Annotated in this window: 14 protein-coding genes and 1 pseudogene; 5 read left to right on the forward strand and 10 right to left on the reverse strand. The window is 74.6% G+C overall.

The window, feature by feature from the left end:
• Nucleotide 1: 1 nt before the first annotated feature.
• From ACFYNO_RS21695 to ACFYNO_RS21715, 5 genes are read right to left on the reverse strand one after another with little or no spacing between them, the layout of a single operon-like run.
• The gene (locus tag ACFYNO_RS21695) at nt 2–862 is read right to left on the reverse strand and encodes an ABC transporter substrate-binding protein (RefSeq protein ID WP_388014630.1); all 861 of its coding nucleotides are present in this window, start codon (nt 860–862) and stop codon (nt 2–4) included.
• Nucleotides 859–1,584, reverse strand: a complete 726-nt coding sequence (locus ACFYNO_RS21700; RefSeq protein WP_388014633.1) for an ABC transporter ATP-binding protein — start codon at nt 1,582–1,584, stop codon at nt 859–861. Before ACFYNO_RS21700 ends, ACFYNO_RS21695 begins: the two co-directional genes overlap by 4 nt.
• The gene (locus ACFYNO_RS21705; protein ID WP_388014636.1) at nt 1,581–2,390 is read right to left on the reverse strand and encodes an ABC transporter permease; all 810 of its coding nucleotides are present in this window, start codon (nt 2,388–2,390) and stop codon (nt 1,581–1,583) included. Before ACFYNO_RS21705 ends, ACFYNO_RS21700 begins: the two co-directional genes overlap by 4 nt.
• Complete coding sequence (locus ACFYNO_RS21710) at nt 2,387–3,415, reverse strand: NrtA/SsuA/CpmA family ABC transporter substrate-binding protein (protein ID WP_388014639.1); 1,029 nt, start codon at nt 3,413–3,415, stop codon at nt 2,387–2,389. Before ACFYNO_RS21710 ends, ACFYNO_RS21705 begins: the two co-directional genes overlap by 4 nt.
• 22 nt (nt 3,416–3,437) lie before the next feature.
• Nucleotides 3,438–4,436: an ABC transporter substrate-binding protein gene (locus tag ACFYNO_RS21715; RefSeq protein WP_388014642.1), complete on the reverse strand. Its 999-nt coding sequence runs from the start codon at nt 4,434–4,436 to the stop codon at nt 3,438–3,440.
• A 324-nt stretch (nt 4,437–4,760) separates the two neighbouring features.
• On the opposite strand from ACFYNO_RS21715, the gene ACFYNO_RS21720 reads away from it, so the two are divergent.
• Nucleotides 4,761–5,537 (forward strand): IclR family transcriptional regulator, encoded by a 777-nt coding sequence (locus tag ACFYNO_RS21720; protein WP_388014645.1) that lies wholly within the window; start codon nt 4,761–4,763, stop codon nt 5,535–5,537.
• Between the two features lie 120 nt (nt 5,538–5,657).
• Here ACFYNO_RS21720 and ACFYNO_RS21725 read toward each other — a convergent pair whose 3' ends face one another.
• The 5 genes from ACFYNO_RS21725 to ACFYNO_RS21745 form a co-directional block, all read right to left on the reverse strand.
• Nucleotides 5,658–6,347: a winged helix-turn-helix domain-containing protein gene (locus ACFYNO_RS21725; protein ID WP_388014648.1), complete on the reverse strand. Its 690-nt coding sequence runs from the start codon at nt 6,345–6,347 to the stop codon at nt 5,658–5,660.
• A gap of 303 nt (nt 6,348–6,650) precedes the next feature.
• Nucleotides 6,651–7,280, reverse strand: a complete 630-nt coding sequence (locus ACFYNO_RS21730; protein ID WP_388014651.1) for an ATP/GTP-binding protein — start codon at nt 7,278–7,280, stop codon at nt 6,651–6,653.
• Nucleotides 7,261–7,698 carry a DUF742 domain-containing protein gene (locus ACFYNO_RS21735; RefSeq protein WP_388014654.1) on the reverse strand — a complete coding sequence of 146 codons (438 nt, stop codon included), beginning with the start codon at nt 7,696–7,698 and terminating at the stop codon, nt 7,261–7,263. Before ACFYNO_RS21735 ends, ACFYNO_RS21730 begins: the two co-directional genes overlap by 20 nt.
• On the reverse strand, nt 7,695–8,102 hold the full coding sequence (locus ACFYNO_RS21740) for a roadblock/LC7 domain-containing protein (protein ID WP_388014657.1): 408 nt from the start codon (nt 8,100–8,102) through the stop codon (nt 7,695–7,697). The genes ACFYNO_RS21735 and ACFYNO_RS21740 overlap by 4 nt, the downstream gene beginning before the upstream one ends.
• Nucleotides 8,099–10,699 carry a nitrate- and nitrite sensing domain-containing protein gene (locus tag ACFYNO_RS21745; protein WP_388014660.1) on the reverse strand — a complete coding sequence of 867 codons (2,601 nt, stop codon included), beginning with the start codon at nt 10,697–10,699 and terminating at the stop codon, nt 8,099–8,101. The genes ACFYNO_RS21740 and ACFYNO_RS21745 overlap by 4 nt, the downstream gene beginning before the upstream one ends.
• A gap of 310 nt (nt 10,700–11,009) precedes the next feature.
• Between ACFYNO_RS21745 and ACFYNO_RS21750 the strand changes: the two genes are divergently transcribed.
• The 4 genes and pseudogenes from ACFYNO_RS21750 to ACFYNO_RS21765 form a co-directional block, all read left to right on the forward strand.
• Nucleotides 11,010–12,836, forward strand: a complete 1,827-nt coding sequence (locus ACFYNO_RS21750; RefSeq protein ID WP_388014663.1) for an AMP-dependent synthetase/ligase — start codon at nt 11,010–11,012, stop codon at nt 12,834–12,836.
• A 192-nt stretch (nt 12,837–13,028) separates the two neighbouring features.
• On the forward strand, nt 13,029–13,448 hold the full coding sequence (locus tag ACFYNO_RS21755) for a carbohydrate binding domain-containing protein (protein ID WP_388014666.1): 420 nt from the start codon (nt 13,029–13,031) through the stop codon (nt 13,446–13,448).
• A gap of 93 nt (nt 13,449–13,541) precedes the next feature.
• A complete protein-coding gene (locus ACFYNO_RS21760) occupies nt 13,542–14,141 on the forward strand; it encodes a polysaccharide deacetylase family protein (RefSeq protein WP_388014669.1) in 600 nt (199 codons plus the stop codon).
• Nucleotides 14,142–14,339: 198 nt separating this feature from the next.
• Nucleotides 14,340–14,564 (forward strand): annotated as a pseudogene (locus tag ACFYNO_RS21765) (chitinase); the annotation flags it as partial.

Raw genomic sequence — 14,564 nt, forward strand, 5'->3', positions numbered from 1 at the left:
CTCAGGCCTCCAGGAAGGCGTCGCGGACCAGGACCGGGCGCTCGATGAAGCCGACCTGCCGGAAGATGTCCGCGGCCTCCTGCTGCTCGGCGATGAACTCGGCGGTGACCGGCTCCAGTTGCCAGGGCAGCGCGGCCAGCGCGGCCCGGTGGTCGGCGACTTCGCCGCCCTGGTCGGCGGCGGCCAGCGCGGCGGCCTCGTCCAGGTGCTCCGCCACCCAGCGGTCGGCCCGGGCCAGTGCGGCGGTGATCGCGGCGACGGCCTCCCGGTGGGCGGTGGCGAACTCGCGGCGGGCGAAGAAGACCGAGCGGTCGCTGATCACCTCGCCGGTCGGCACCAGTACCCGGAACTCGCCGGTGCGGCGGGCGGCTTCCAGCTCGGCGCCCTGCGCGATCCAGCCGCCGATCGCGCCGGTGCGCAGCCGCTCGGCCTCGTCGCCGGCCGGGCGCTCGGCGGTGATCGAGTCGCGGTAGCTCAGCCCGGCCCGGTGCAGTGCCTTGGCCAGCAGGTGGGTCTGCCAGGAGCCGATGCCCAGCACCACGGTGCGGCCCTTGAGGTCGGCGATCCGCTGCACCGGTCCGTCGGCGAGCACCAGCAGCGCGCCGTGGTCGGGGCGCGGGGCGGAGACGGCCGTGTAGACCAGGTCGTGGCCGGCCGCCTGGGCGGTGATCGGCGGGGTCGAGCCGGTGCCGCCGAGGTCGATCACGCCCTCGGCGAGCAGCGCGCCGGTGCGGGTGCCGTCGCTGTAGTGGTGGAACCGGCCCTGCTCCCCGATCTTCGCCAACTCCTCGTCCAGGTAGTCGAGCCGGGAGAGGTAGTAGAGCGAGGGGTTGCTCCGGTGGACGCCCAGGGTGACGGTCATTCGACGATTCCTTCCAGGGTGGCGGCGCTCGGCACGCCGAGATCGGTCAGCAGGCGGCGGCGCAGCGCCGCGAATTCGGGGTCGGCCGGGTCGCGCGGCCGGGAGACGGCGACCCGCTCGTCGCGGACCAGCCGGCCCTCGCGCAGCACGGCCACCCGGTCGGCGAGCCGCACGGCCTCGTCCACGTCGTGGGTGACCAGCAGCACGGCGGGCCGGTGCCGGCGGCACAGCTCGCCGACCAGGTCCTGCATCCGCAGCCGGGTGAGCGCGTCCAGGGCGGCGAACGGCTCGTCCAGCAGCAGGAGTTCGGGCTTTCGGACGAGTGCCCGGGCGAGCGCGGCGCGCTGCGCCTCGCCGCCGGAGAGGGTGCCGGGCCAGGCCTCGGCGTGCCGCTCCAGGCCGACCTCGGCAAGCGCCTGACGACCCGTCAGCTCGCTCCTCGGCCCGCGCTCCAGGCCGATCAGCACATTGGCCAGCACCCGCTTGGACGGCACCAGCCGGGGCTCCTGGAAGACCACGGTGCGGGCCTGCGGCACCAGCACGGTGCCGCCGTCCGGGCGGTCCAGCGCGCCGAGGATCCGCAGCAGGGTGGTCTTGCCGGTGCCGCTGGCCCCGAGCAGGGCCAGGAACTCGCCCTGCTCCAGCTCCAGGTCGATCCCGTCCAGCACCGCCCGCCCGTTGAACTCGCGGCGCAGCCCGGTCAGTCGCACGGCGGCGGTCATCGGCTTCCCCCTGCCGCGCGCCAGGGCATCAGCACCCGCTCGAGCAGCCGGACCAGCAGGTCGGCCAGCAGGCCGAGCAGCCCGTAGACCAGGATGCAGACGGCCAGGATGTCGGTGCGCGCGTAGTTCTGCGCCTGGGTCATCAGATAGCCGATCCCGGCGGTGGAGTTGATCTCCTCGGCGGCGATCAGCGCGATCACGCTGAGCGTCATGGAGAGCCGCAGCCCGGCCAGCAGCGAGGGCAGCGCGGCCGGCAGCACCACCTCGCGGACCAGCGCGATCCGGCCCAGGCCGAAGGAGCGCACCGCCTCGATCAGCTTGCGGTCGGTGCTGCGCACGCCCTGCGCGGTGTTGACGTACATCGGGAAGGTGGTGGCCACCGCGATGATCACCACCTTGGCGGTCTCGTTGATGCCGAACCAGACCATGAAGAGCGGCACCAGGGCCAGGAACGGCACGGTGCGCAGCACCTGCATCGGCGAGTCCAGCAGTTCCTCGCCGAGCCGGGAGAGCCCGGTGACGGTGCCGAGCAGCAGCCCGGCGGCCAGGCCGAAGAGCAGGCCGAGGCCGGAGCGGGTCAGCGAGACGGTCAGCGCATCGCCCAACTGCCCGCTGTCCCACAGCTCGCCGACCGCGCGCAGCACCCCGGCCGGCGAGGCCAGCACGTCGGGCGTGAGCAGCCCGCTCGCCGAGGCCCCGCTCCACAGGCCGAGCAGCGCCAGCGGCCCGAGCGCCCGCAGCGCCAGCGAGACCCCGCGCGGGCGCGGTCGGGGCAGGTGCACCCGGGGCGTGACCAGGGTGCTCATCGGGTGCCGCCCGGCAGCGAGTTGACGTCCAGCAGGTTGGGCTTGACGGCGACCTGGTCCTTGGTGATCTGCTGCGCGGCGTAGAAGGCGGCGACCCGGTCGAACCGGGCGGCCACCGCCTCGTCGATCGGCTGGTCCACTCCGGCCTGCCGGCCGAAGTCGATGCTGATCTCCTTCTTCTTCCCGGTGACGGCCTGCGGGCCGGCCTCGGTGAAGACGTTGAGGTAGCCCGCCGGGTCGGCCTTGGCCTTGGCGTCGTTGTCGTGCAGGTACTGGTAGAGCGCCCGGGTCGCCTCGGGGTGCTGCTCGGCGAAGGCGGTGCGCACCGCCCAGACGCTGTAGTTGTCGGAGCCGAGCGCCTTGCCGTTGGCCAGGAAGTGCGCGCCGGAGTCGGCCAGCGCCGAGACGGCGTAGCTGCTCCAGGTCGCCCAGGCGTCCACCTGGCCGGAGTTGAAGACCGGTGCGGACTGGTCGGGCCGCAGGTAGACCCGCTGCACCTGGTCCGGCGAGATGCCCGCCTCGGCCAGCGCCCGCAGCAGCAGGTACTCGCCGGTGCCGCCCTGGTTGACCGCCACCTTCTTGCCGACCAGGTCCTTGACCGAGGCGATCGGCGAGCCGTCCTTGACCAGGATGCCCTCGCCGACCGGGTCCGGCTCGGTGGCGGCGAACAGCTTGAAGCCGGGCTTGGCGGCCAGCGCGGTGACCGCGGAGGTGATCGAGCCCTGCGCCACGTCCAGCTGGCCGGCGTTCAACTCCTGCGCGGCGGGCGCGAACGGGCCGGCGCTGCCGGTCCAGGCCACCTTGGCGTGCACGGCGGCCAGCGCCTTGTCGAGCGAGCCGTCCTTCTTGCCCAGGGCGAGCACCCCGGAGTTGCCGGGGTCGGGGATCCGGAGGGTGACGGTGGCGGCGTCGGAGCCGCCGGAGCCGTGCCCGGACGAGGAGGAGCAGGCGGTGAGCGCGGTGGCGGCGAGGGCGGCGGCCAGGACGATGACGGGCCGGGCGGTGACGGGCTTGGCGAGGTGCATGGCGTGGCTCCAGTGGGGTGGTTCAGCGGCGGCGGGCGGCCAGATCGCGGGCCGCGCGCAGGGGTTCGGGGTCGGCCCAGTCGGCGACGGGGACGGGCGCGGCCAGGAAGCCGTGCGCGCGCAGCAGCCGTTCCTGCCGGGCGAGCAGGTCGAGGCGGTCGGGGGTGAGGTCCAGGTGCAGGGTGCGGTGGCTGCCCTCCGCGTAGGCGCCGGCCACTCCGGTGGCGCCCGCGCCGGTCTCGGCGGCCAGGATCCGGGCCACCTCGGCCGGGTGGGCGGCGGCCCAGTCGGCGGCCTCGATCAGCGTGGCGAGGAACCGGACCACCAGCTCGGGCGCCTGGTCCAGCAGGTCCTGGTGGACCGTCACCGGGCGCGGGGTGCCGTTGTTCACCCGGTGGGTGCGGTCCGGCAGCCGGTCCAGCTCCACGGCGACCTCGGCGCCGTACGCGGCGGCGGCCTCCACGGCGAGGGCGCCCTTGGCATAGACGGCGTCCACCCGGCCCTCGCGCAGCGCGGCGAGTTCGGCGGTCCACTGGCCGGCGCCGGGCTCGGCCGGCACCTCGACCAGGGTGGCGTCGGCCAGGATCAGGCCGCCCGCGGCGAGCGCCCCGGTGAACCCGGCCAGCGCCATCGCCTGCCAGAAGTCGATGGCGATTCGGTGCTTCGGCACGGCCAGCCGCAGTCCGCGCAGCGCCTCCGGTCCGCGCAGTCCGCTGCCCGCCCGGACCAGCACCACCTGGCGCTCCTCGATCCAGGTCAGGCCGATCAGCCTGGTCCGCTCGCCGCGCGAACGGGCCCAGAGCGCGGGCACGTTGCCGCCCTCGCGGAACAGGCCGGGCAGCGCGTGGGTGTAGTGGTGGTCGCCGGCCTGCCCGGGGGGCAGGTCCTGCAGCGAGCGGACGGCGATGCCGTCGGCGGCGAACTCGGCGGCCAGGCTGCCGCGGTCGGCGGCGATGCCGGTGGCGGTCGGCACCGGGCAACGGGTGAACCAGAGGGTGTCGGGGTGGTGCGGCGCGGGCATGGCGGAGCAGGCCTCTCGGCAGGGTGCGGGAACGCGGCGCGGAGCACCGCGAGAAAGGGGAAGAGGGGAGAACGGGCGAGCGGCGCCGGATCAGCGCGCGAGCAGGCCTCGACAACAGCGGCGCACCGGGCGGCGGGCGGCAGCGGCGGTGGCGGTCATGGCGCTGCTCCTCTCGGCTCCTCCGGTGCGGTGCTGCGAGCGTTCCACGCGCTCCCCGGCCGGGGCAAGCCTTGCCACATGGTGGGAGCGATTGTTCATCAAAGCCATGGCAGTGCAATGCCGCTGACACATTCCGGCAGTGATCACTCCCATATCCTGGGAAGCATGACCGATGTCACCGGACGTGGCGCGCCCGCCGGAGCGCGTGCCGTGCAGCGCGCTCTCGGACTGCTGCACAGCTTCCAGGACAACGGACCGGACCTCAGCGCCTCCGAACTGGCCCGTCGCACCGGCCTGACCGTCTCCACCGCGCACCGGCTGGCCCGCACCCTGCTGAGCATGGAGTTCCTGGAGCAGGACCACCTGACCAACCGCTACCGGCTCGGCCCGGCCGTCGCCGAGCTCGGCCAGCTCAGCTTCCACCAGCGCGGACTCCACCTGGCCGGGCCGGAGTTGGCGGTGCTGGCCCGGCGCACCGGGGCCACCGCCGATCTGGCGATCCGCAGCGGCGGGCACGCGCTGATCCTGGTCGGCGGCTCGGTCCGGCCGGACACCGGCCTGGGCCTGCGCCGCCCGCTGCACTCCACGGCGCTCGGCAAGGTGCTGCTGGCCTGGCCGGAGCTCGCCGACTGGTCCGAGCCGGAGCCGGAGCTGACCGCCTTCACCGACCGGACGATCACCGACCCTGCCGCCCTGCGTGCCGAGTTGGCCCGGGTCCAGGCGGCCGGCTTCGCGATCAACGACGGCGAGTCGGCGCCCGGCGTGCGCAGCCTGGCGGTGCCGGTGCTGGACGTCGCCGGGCAGGCCCGGTTCGCCCTGGCCGTGCGCGGCACGCCCGAGCAGCTGCCCAAGGAGCGGTTCGCCGCGGTGCTGCGCGAGGCGCACGGCTGCGCGGCGGCGCTGCGGGTGCTGCTGCTCCCGCCCGAGCAGCGGCCGGGCTGACCGGCCGCCGGGCCGGGACAGGGCCCCGGCCCGGCGGGAGAGGCCCAGCCCGGCGGGAAAAGGCCGAGGTCCGGCCCCTGCTGCTCAGGGGCCGGACCTGGATCTTGCTCTGACGATACCTCAGCCCCTGGCACCGGGCGTGTACTTGTAGCCCACCCGCCGGACGGTCACGATGCTCCCCCGGTGCGCCGCGCCCAACTTGCGCCGCAACCGGGCGACATGGACGTCCACGGTGCGGCCGTCGCCGACGTGGCCGTACCCCCAGACCGCGGTGACCAGATGGTCCCGGGTGTGCACCCGCTGCGGGTGCTGGGTCAGGTGGGCCAGCAACTCGAACTCCAGGTAGGTGAGGTCGAGCAGTTGGCCGTCCACGTAGGCGTTGCGCCGCTCCAGGTCGACGCTGATGCCGCGGGCGGCCGGAGCGGACGGGCGCTCGGCGCCGGAGGCCGGGGCCGGCTGTGGCCCGGCGCCCGGCACCGACTCGGCGGGCACCAGCACCAGGTAGCCGACCATCGGCCGGGCCGCCGCCCCCGGCTCGTCCGCCCGGACGCCCAACTGGGCGCCGTACTGGGCGAGCAGGCCCTGGGTCAGGGCGGACTGCGGGAGCGCGGCGACCACGGTGGCGCCGGCCGGCAGCGCGTCCAGCAGGTCGACGGCGGGGGCGGGAGCAGGCGCGGGGGCGGGAGCGGGGGTGGGAGGAACGGGGGCGAGGCGCGGCGCGGCGCGCCGGTGGTCGTCGCCGACCGCGCGCAGGGCACGCAGGTGCGGGGTGGCGGCGGGCGGGGTCAGGGTGGCCGGAGAAGTAGACATGGGCAGCTCTTTCGCGCGCAACGAATCGGGTGGTCGTCGTCTGCGCGTCGGGGGACTCAGCGGTCCGCACCGCCGTGAGGTGGATGAACCTCAGAACTCAGCGGTGGGCGAGCCGGGACGCGCGGGGCGAACCCGGACAGGTCTGGTCGAAGAGATGCGGCTGCCGGGACGGCCAGAACGGCTCGAGGTCCTGATGACCTCGGCTGCTGTCCACGGGAATCTGCATGCGCCCATTGAAGCAGATCCCGGCGGCGCGATCCATGCCGGGGGTAATCAATCGGTCACCGACAGATCGGTGACCGGTCAGTGCGCGATCCCGCCGGCGATCCCCGCCGTGCCCGCCCGCACCGCCTCCATGGCGTGCTCCACCAGCCTGGCCAGCAGTTCCTTGCCGTCCTCCCGCCGCCGGGCGTCGCAGAGCAGCACCGGCACCCGCTCGGGCAGGTCGAGCGCGGCCCGGACGTCCTCGGCCTCGAACACCTCGGCCCCCTCGAAGCAGTTCACCGCGACCAGGAACGGGATGCCGCGCTGCTCGAAGAAGTCCACCGAGGGGAAGCAGTCGGCCAGCCGCCGGGTGTCGGCGAGCACCACCGCGCCGAGCGCGCCGCGCGCCAACTCGTCCCAGACGAACCAGAACCGGTCCTGCCCGGGCGTGCCGAAGAGGTAGACCGCCAGCCCGGGCCGGATGTCGATCCGGCCGAAGTCCATCGCCACCGTGGTGGTCCGCTTGCCGGCCACCGCCGAGGTGTCGTCCACCGGCCGGCCCAGCTCGCTCAGCCGCTCCTCGGTGCGCAGCGGCCGGATCTCGCTGACGGCGCCGACCAGGGTGGTCTTGCCGGCCCCGAAGCCGCCGGCCACCAGGATCTTCAGCGCCACCGCGGGCGCGCCGGGCAGGCCGGGGGCCGACGGGTGGTCAGAGTGCACGGAGGCCATTGATCACATCTCGCAGCAGGCGCTCGTCCGGCAGTTCGGCGGGCGCGACGGGTCGGGTGACGTCGACCAGGCCGGCGTCGTGCAGATCGCCGAGCAGTACCCGCACCACGCTGACCGGCAGGTCGGTGAAGGAACCAAGCTCGGCGACCGAGAGCGGCGCGCCGGCGCACAGGTCGAGCAGCGCGTGGTGCTCGGGGTGCAGCGCCGGCAGCGGCTCGGTCGGGTCCAGGTCCTCGGGCCGGCGGGCCGACACCATGGAGATCAGGTCGAAGTAGGTGTCGCCGACGGGGCGGGCGCGCCCCCGGGTCATCGAGAACAGCCGCACCACCGGGCCCGCCTCGTCGTCGAACCAGCGGTCCTCGGGCTCCTCCGGGACCTCCGGCTCGGCGGGCGGCGGCAGCTCTCTGTCGGCGGTCATCCGGCCGGGTACCGCGGCTCGGCGGCCAGGTGCTCGCCGACCCGCTTGACCAGCAGCGCCATCTCGTAGGCGATCTGGCCGATGTCGGAGTCGGCGTCGCTCAGCACGGCCAGGCAGCTGCCGTCGCCGGCCGCGGTGATGAAGAGGAAGGCGTCGTCCAGTTCGACCATGGTCTGCCGCACGCCGCCCACGTCGAAGTGCCGGCCCGCGCCCTTGGCCAGGCTGTGGAAGCCGGCCGCCACGGCGGCCAGGTGCTCGGCGTCCTCACGGTTCAGACCGCCCGAGGCGGCGGTGGCCAGCCCGTCGCCGGACAGGATCACCGCGTGCCGCAGCGAGGCGACCCGTCCCACCAGGTCGTCCAGAAGCCAGTTGAGGTCGCCGCCCTGGTGCGTCATCGCGGTCATCGATCAGGTCCTTCCGCAGGTGGAGCCGGTTGAGGGGAGGCCGGCAGGGCCGGCGGTACGGGGGGCGGGGTGATCGCCCGTCTGCTGTGGTCCGGGAACGGCGCGGCCCGCACGACCGGCGCCGGTGCCCGGGGAGCCGGGCGATCGGGTTCCGCGCGGCCCCGGCTGAACCCGCGCTGGAAGGAGCTGAAGGCGGCCCTGGCCTCCTCGGGTGAGCGTTCGGCGACCGGCTCCGGGCGCTCCCGCTCGGTCCGCTCGCCCCTCAACTGCGGTGCCAGGTTGGCCTGCTTGACCCGGCGCGGCAGCAGCCCGGCGGCCGGACGCTGCGCGGCGGCGGGCTCCGGCGGGGCCGAGGCCGCGCGCTCCGGCGCGGCCGCGGGTTCCGGCACATCCGCCGGCTCCGGCACCAGCACGGGCCCGGACTCCGCCGGGGTCTCCGCCCGCCGGTGCCGCCCGGTCCCGCCGGAGCCCGTCGAGGGCACCAGCACCGGACCGCCCGCCGCCCGCCGCCGCGGCAGCCCGCCGGGGCTGCGGGCCGGCTCGGCGCCGGCCGGCTGCGGACCGGTGACCTGGCGCTGCGGCCCGCGCGGCCGGACCCGCCGCGGACCGCCGGCCGGCGCCCCGCCGGCCACCGCGACCAGCTCGCGCTCCTTGGGCGGCTCGACCCCCGGCGCGGCCGGCGCCGGGGTCTGCTGCTGGCCCGGCACCTCGGCCAGCAGCTCGCGCGGGATCAGCACCACGGCGGTGGTGCCGCCGTAGGGCGAGGCCCGCAGGCTCACCTTGATGCCGTGCCGGCGGGCCAGCCGGCTGACCACGAACAGTCCCAGCCGGTCGGTGTCGGCCAGGTCGAACGGCTGCTCCACGTCCAGCCGTTCGTTGATCTCGGCGAGCGCCTGCTCGCTCAGGCCCAGCCCGCGGTCGTCGATCTCCAGCGCGAAGCCGTGCGCCACCACCTCGCCCTGCACCGTGACCTGGGTCTGCGGCGGGGAGAACACCGCGGCGTTCTCGACCAGTTCGGCGATCAGGTGGGTGACGTCGGCGACCGCGCTGCCGAGCAGTCCGGTGCCGGGGAACGGCCGCACGATCACCCGGGCGTAGTCCTCGACCTCGCCGACGGCGGCCCGGACCACGTCCACCATCCGCACCGGCTTGCGCCAGGCCCGGCCGGGCGAGCCGCCGGAGAGGATGATCAGGCCCTCGGCGTGCCTCCGCATGCGGGTGGTCAGGTGGTCGAGCTTGAACAGGTCCTCCAGCTCACCCGGGTCCTCGGTGCGGCGCTCCATGGTGTCCAGCAGGGTCAGCTGGCGGTGCAGCAGCACCTGGGAGCGGCGGGCCAGGTTGACGAAGACCGCGGAGACGCCGCGGCGCAGCTCGGCCTGTTCGACGGCGGCCTCGACGGCGGTCCGCTGCACCTCGTTGAAGGCCCGCCCGACCTGTCCGATCTCGGCGTCGCCGAAGTCGAGTTCCAGCACCTCGTGGGCGATGTCGACCGGCTCCCCGTCGCGCAGCCGGCGCATCAGCGAGGGCAGCCGGGCGCCGGCCAGCTCGTTGGCGGCGTTGCGCAGGCCGACCAGCTCGCGGACCAGCCCGCGGCCGATCCGCAGCGAGATCAGCACGGTGGCGACGATCGCCAGCAGGCCGACCGCGCCGGCGATCAGGCCGCGCCAGAGCAGGCCCATCGCGTAGGAGGTGGCGCGCGAGCCGAGCGCGCCGACCAGCTTGTCGTTCTCGGCCGCCTGGTCGCCCAGCACCGTGGCGGCGGTGCTGGTCCAGCGCGCCTCGGAGACGGTCTGCCGCACGTCGGACGGGGAGTTGGCGCTCTGGAACTCGCGCTCGGCCAGGTCCAGCAGCTGCCAGTCGCTGCCGCCGCGCAGCGCCTGGTAGTCGCTGCGGTCGGGCTCGTCCAGCTCGGCCAGGTAGACGGTGAAGAGGGCCTGCTGGTTGTGCATCGGATCCAGCACGGCCTGGTAGTCGGGGAAGGACGGCTGGTCGGTGGCGAGCAGGCCGGCCATCGCCGCGTCCTCCTGGGAGAGGTACTCGCGGGCCCGGGCCAGCTCGATCAGCACGGTGCCCTGGCGCGGGATCTGGCCGCTCTGCTGGGTGACGAAGGCGGAGCGGAACTCGAAGGAGGGCCGGATCAGGTCGCTGTAGCGGGTGCTCGCGAACTCCCAGGTGATGGTGGACTGGCCGACCTGGCCGCGCAGCGCCTGGAGGGTCCCCAGCGCCTGCACCATGGCCTGCAGCTTGGCCCGCTCGTCGCCGTTGAGCTTGCCCCTGTCCGGGCCGGCCGCCCGCTGCTCCAGCAGCAGCACGTCGGAGTCGGTGGTCTGCTGGGCCTTCAGGTAGTCGTCCTGGACGCCGGAGGCGCCGGGCCGGGCCAGCCGGATCACCGCGGTCCGGCGCTCCTGCTGCAGGTCCCGGGCCACCTGGTCGACCGGGGTGCCGAAGGTCCGGTAGGTGGAGGCCACCTTGAGCTGCTGCCAGAAGTCGCCGGTGGTGACCATGGTCGCGTACGCCCACAGGGCGACCAGCGCCACGATGGGCACCAGGAGCAGCGCGATGATCTTCGCGCGGATCGAGCTGCGGCGCAGTCGCATGGAGTCCTCGGTCAGGTGGGCTCACGCCGTTCGGGCTGGGCTGCCCGGTCGGTGGATCTGCGCGAGCTTACTACCTGATTCCTCACGTTTGGCCGCCTGTGTCAGATCGTTCCTGAACAGTTGTCGGCATGCGCATGACCCCTGGCACACCGCACCCTCAAAGGTGCCCGTTCCAGGGGGAATTCGCGCTGCTCTGGGCAGCGCGGCGGGGATTCCGATACCGTCGCATCCGGGCTTCGGCCGGGTCACGGTGGGTCGGCGGGCGAACCACCGGCCGGTTCCGGGCTGTCCGGCGGGAGGGCCGCAGACCGTGCGCGAGCAGAGCACCCCGGCGCTGGCCGAGCCCGCGGCCGGCGGGCTCGCCGACTCGGTCTTCGCCACCGCCGAACTCACCCCCGCCCTGGAGCAGTTCTCCCGCCGCGCGGCGGGCGCCGACGGGCCCTGGCGGCCGGTCAGCGCGGCGCGCTTCCGGGACGAGGTGCTGGGACTGGCCAAGGGCCTGCTGGCGAACGGCGTGCGGTTCGGCGACCGGGTCGCGGTGATGTCCAGGACCAGGTACGAGTGGACCCTCTTCGACTACGCGCTCTGGTCGCTCGGCGCCATCCCGGTGCCGGTCTACCCCACCGCCGCACCCGAGCAGGTGCGCTGGATCCTGGCCGAGACCGGCGCGGTGGCCTGCGTGGTGGAGCACGAGGACCACGCGATGACGGTCGGCGCGGTCTGCGACGCGCTGCCCGCGCTCACCGGCATCTGGCAGCTGGACCGGGACTGCGTGCGCATCCTCACCGAGCAGGGCGCCCGGGTGCCGGAGGCGCTGGTGCACCGTCAGCGCCTGGCCGTCACGGCGGAGACCGTGGCCACCGTGATCTACACCTCCGGCACCACCGGCCGCCCCAAGGGCTGCCTGCTCACCCACGGCAACTTCACCGCCGAGGCGGACAACGTGCTGGCCGGCTGGGAGCGGGCGTTCAGCCCGCCCGGCGAGCAGGCCGCCGCACTGCTCTTCCTGCCGCTGGCGCACGTCTACGGACGGATGGTGCAGGTGGCCGCGGTGCGCGGCGGCATCCGGCTGGGCCACCTGTCGGAACTGCGGGCCGACGCGCTGCTGCCCGCCCTGGCCTCGTTCCGGCCGACCTCGATGCACGCGGTGCCGTACGTCTTCGAACGGCTCTACGACGCGGCCCGGGGGGCGGCCGAGAGCCAGGGCCGCGGCGAGCAGTTCGAGCAGGCGGTGCGGGTCGCGCGCGGCTGGGCCCGGGCCACCGAGCGGCGCGGCCTGGGGCACGGCCCGGGGCCGGGGCCGGGTCTGCGGGTGCGTCACCTGGCCTTCGAGAAGCTGGTCTACCAGAAGGTCCGGGCCGCGTTCGGCGGCCGGCTGCGCAATGTGATGTGCGGCGGCTCGGCGCTCCGCCGCGACCTCGGCCTCTTCTTCGCCGGCGCCGGGATGACGGTCTACGAGGGCTACGGCCTGACCGAGACCACCGGCGCGGCCACCGCCAACCCGGTGGACCGGCCGAAGTTCGGCACGGTGGGCCGCCCGGTCCCCGGCGCCGGGGTGGCGATCGGCGCGGACGGCGAGGTCTGGGTGCGCGGCCCGGCCGTCTTCGCCGGCTACCTCAACCACCCGCGCTGCACGGCCGAGGCGCTGCGCGACGGCTGGCTGGCCACCGGCGACCTGGGCAGCCTGGACGAGGACGGCTATCTGACCATCACCGGGCGCAAGAAGGAGCTGATCGTCACCAGCAGCGGCAAGAACCTGGTGCCCTCCGCGCTGGAGGAGCGGGTCCGGGCGCACCCGCTGATCGCCCAGTGCCTGGTGGTGGGCGACAACCGGCCCTACATCGCGGCGCTGATCACCCTGGACCAGCGGGCGCTGGCGCACTGGCAGCTCTCCCGCCGGCAGGTGCCGGCCGGCGACTGGGCGGCGCTGGACGACGCGGAGCTGCACGCGGAGATCCAGCGCGCGGTGGCCTCCGCCAACACCGCCGTCTCGCGGGCCGAGTCGATCCGCGCCTTCCGGCTGCTGCCCGGGGAGTTCACCGTCGAGCAGGGGCTGCTGACGCCCTCGCTGAAGCTGCGCCGGCAGGCCATCGCGCAGTGCTACGCGGCCGACATCGAGGCGCTCTACCTCGGCTGAGACCGACAACGAACTCGTCCCGTTTCGTGGCGTTCTGACGCTCCGTCACGGCATGGTGCGTCTACACCCCATCCCCTTGACGGGCTGTCTGGTCCAGTCCATTGTGTGGCTCTCGGGCCCGCGTGCGGCGGCCCGCGGCTCCCCACACCCCACCCTCGCGCCCGTCACCCCCACACGCCTTGGAGTGCCCCCGTGTCTTCCGTGCTGCGCACGGCCGCCGCCGTCACCGCCGCCACCGCCCTCGCCCTGCTGGGCCTGGCCGCACCGAGCGCCCGGGCCGATCCGCTGCCGGTGGTCAACCTGGCCACCGACCCCGGCTTCGAGATCCCCACCCTGCCGCTGGCCGACGCCGGCTCGATCCCCGGCTGGAACTGCGCGCCGGGCGAGGCCGCCGTCACCACCGCCGCCCACAGCGGCTCCGCCGCGCTGCTCGTCACGCCGGCTTCCACCAGCAGCACCGGCGAGTGCGACCAGACCGTCTCGGTCCGCCCCAACACCCGTTACACCGTCTCCGCGTGGGTCCGCGGCAGCTACGTCCACCTCGGCGCCACCGGCTCCGGCTACGACGTGCCGCCGGCCTGGACCGCGAGCACCGGCGGCGGCTGGCAGTAGCTCAGCACCGGCTTCACCACCGGGGCGAACGTCTCCTCGGTCACCCTCTACCTGCACGGCTGGGACGGCCAGGGCGCCTACAGCGCCGACGACGTGGAGCTGGACGGCCCGGCGCCGGACCCGGCCCGGGCCACCTGGTCCGTGCCGACCAGCGACCAGGTGGTCTTCTTCACCATCGACGACGGCTGGTACCGGACCCCGGAGGCGGCCCGGTTCATCGCCGCCAACGAGCTGCCGATCACCGCCTTCCCGCTGCCGATGCCCTCCGGCTTCCAGCCGGACTACTTCCGCCAGGTGACCGCGGTGCCCGGTTCCTCGATCCAGGACCACACCGTCTCGCACCGCGACCTGACCACGCTCTCGCCGGCCGAGCAGCAGGCCGAGATCTGCGGCGCCCGGGACTTCGACCTGAAGACCTACGGGGTGGCGCCGACGATCTTCCGCCCGCCGTACTTCGCCTACAACGCGGCCACCCTGCAGGCCGCCGCCGACTGCGGCATGCGCACCGTGCTGACCGCCACCGCGGACTTCACCTCGGGCGCCTCGAACGTCTACCACGGCGGCCGGCTGCTGCCCGGCGACGTGGTGATCATGCACTTCACCGACACCCTGGCGAGCGACCTGCAGCGGGCCCTGACGGCGGCCCGGGCGGCCGGGCTGAAGCCCGCCGGGATCACCGACTACCTGCACTGACACCCCCGGCCGGTCCGCCCTCCTTCTCTCAACGAAGCCTTAAGAGCGCGGACCGACCCTTGACCTGACGGTTGGTCTAGTCCATTTTGTTGGGCACGCGGTCGTCCCCACAGCGACCGCGTGCCCCCACCCGTCCCCGCTCCCCCGCAGGCCGCGCGGACGGCCCCCACAGCCTTCGTCACCGGAGAGGTTCCCGTCATGGAACGCGCACAGCTCCGCCCCACCCCCGAAGCCGCCGGCAGCGCCCGGCGCCGCCGCTCCACCGCGATCGGCGCGGTGGCCGCGCTCGGCCTGCTGGCCGGCACCGTGGCGAGCTTCGCCACCGGTACCTCGGCGCAGGCGGCGTCCACCGTCGCCGCCACCGGTGCGCTGAGCAGCAACTGGTACGCCTCGGCGCCGTACCTGATGCCCGAGGACAACACC

This window comes from Kitasatospora sp. NPDC006697 (assembly GCF_042869935.1).
In the GTDB taxonomy this organism is placed as follows: Bacteria; Actinomycetota; Actinomycetes; order Streptomycetales; family Streptomycetaceae; genus Kitasatospora.

Bases quoted from the DNA above. Each gene is read 5' to 3' on its own strand.
- ACFYNO_RS21695 (WP_388014630.1), bottom strand. From the start codon at position 862: ATGACCGTCACCCTGGGCGTCCACCGGAGCAACCCCTCGCTCTACTAC.
- ACFYNO_RS21700 (WP_388014633.1), bottom strand. From the start codon at position 1,584: ATGACCGCCGCCGTGCGACTGACCGGGCTGCGCCGCGAGTTCAACGGG.
- ACFYNO_RS21705 (WP_388014636.1), bottom strand. From the start codon at position 2,390: ATGAGCACCCTGGTCACGCCCCGGGTGCACCTGCCCCGACCGCGCCCG.
- ACFYNO_RS21710 (WP_388014639.1), bottom strand. From the start codon at position 3,415: ATGCACCTCGCCAAGCCCGTCACCGCCCGGCCCGTCATCGTCCTGGCC.
- ACFYNO_RS21715 (WP_388014642.1), bottom strand. From the start codon at position 4,436: ATGCCCGCGCCGCACCACCCCGACACCCTCTGGTTCACCCGTTGCCCG.
- ACFYNO_RS21720 (WP_388014645.1), top strand. From the start codon at position 4,761: ATGACCGATGTCACCGGACGTGGCGCGCCCGCCGGAGCGCGTGCCGTG.
- ACFYNO_RS21725 (WP_388014648.1), bottom strand. From the start codon at position 6,347: ATGTCTACTTCTCCGGCCACCCTGACCCCGCCCGCCGCCACCCCGCAC.
- ACFYNO_RS21730 (WP_388014651.1), bottom strand. From the start codon at position 7,280: ATGGCCTCCGTGCACTCTGACCACCCGTCGGCCCCCGGCCTGCCCGGC.
- ACFYNO_RS21735 (WP_388014654.1), bottom strand. From the start codon at position 7,698: ATGACCGCCGACAGAGAGCTGCCGCCGCCCGCCGAGCCGGAGGTCCCG.
- ACFYNO_RS21740 (WP_388014657.1), bottom strand. From the start codon at position 8,102: ATGACCGCGATGACGCACCAGGGCGGCGACCTCAACTGGCTTCTGGAC.
- ACFYNO_RS21745 (WP_388014660.1), bottom strand. From the start codon at position 10,699: ATGCGACTGCGCCGCAGCTCGATCCGCGCGAAGATCATCGCGCTGCTC.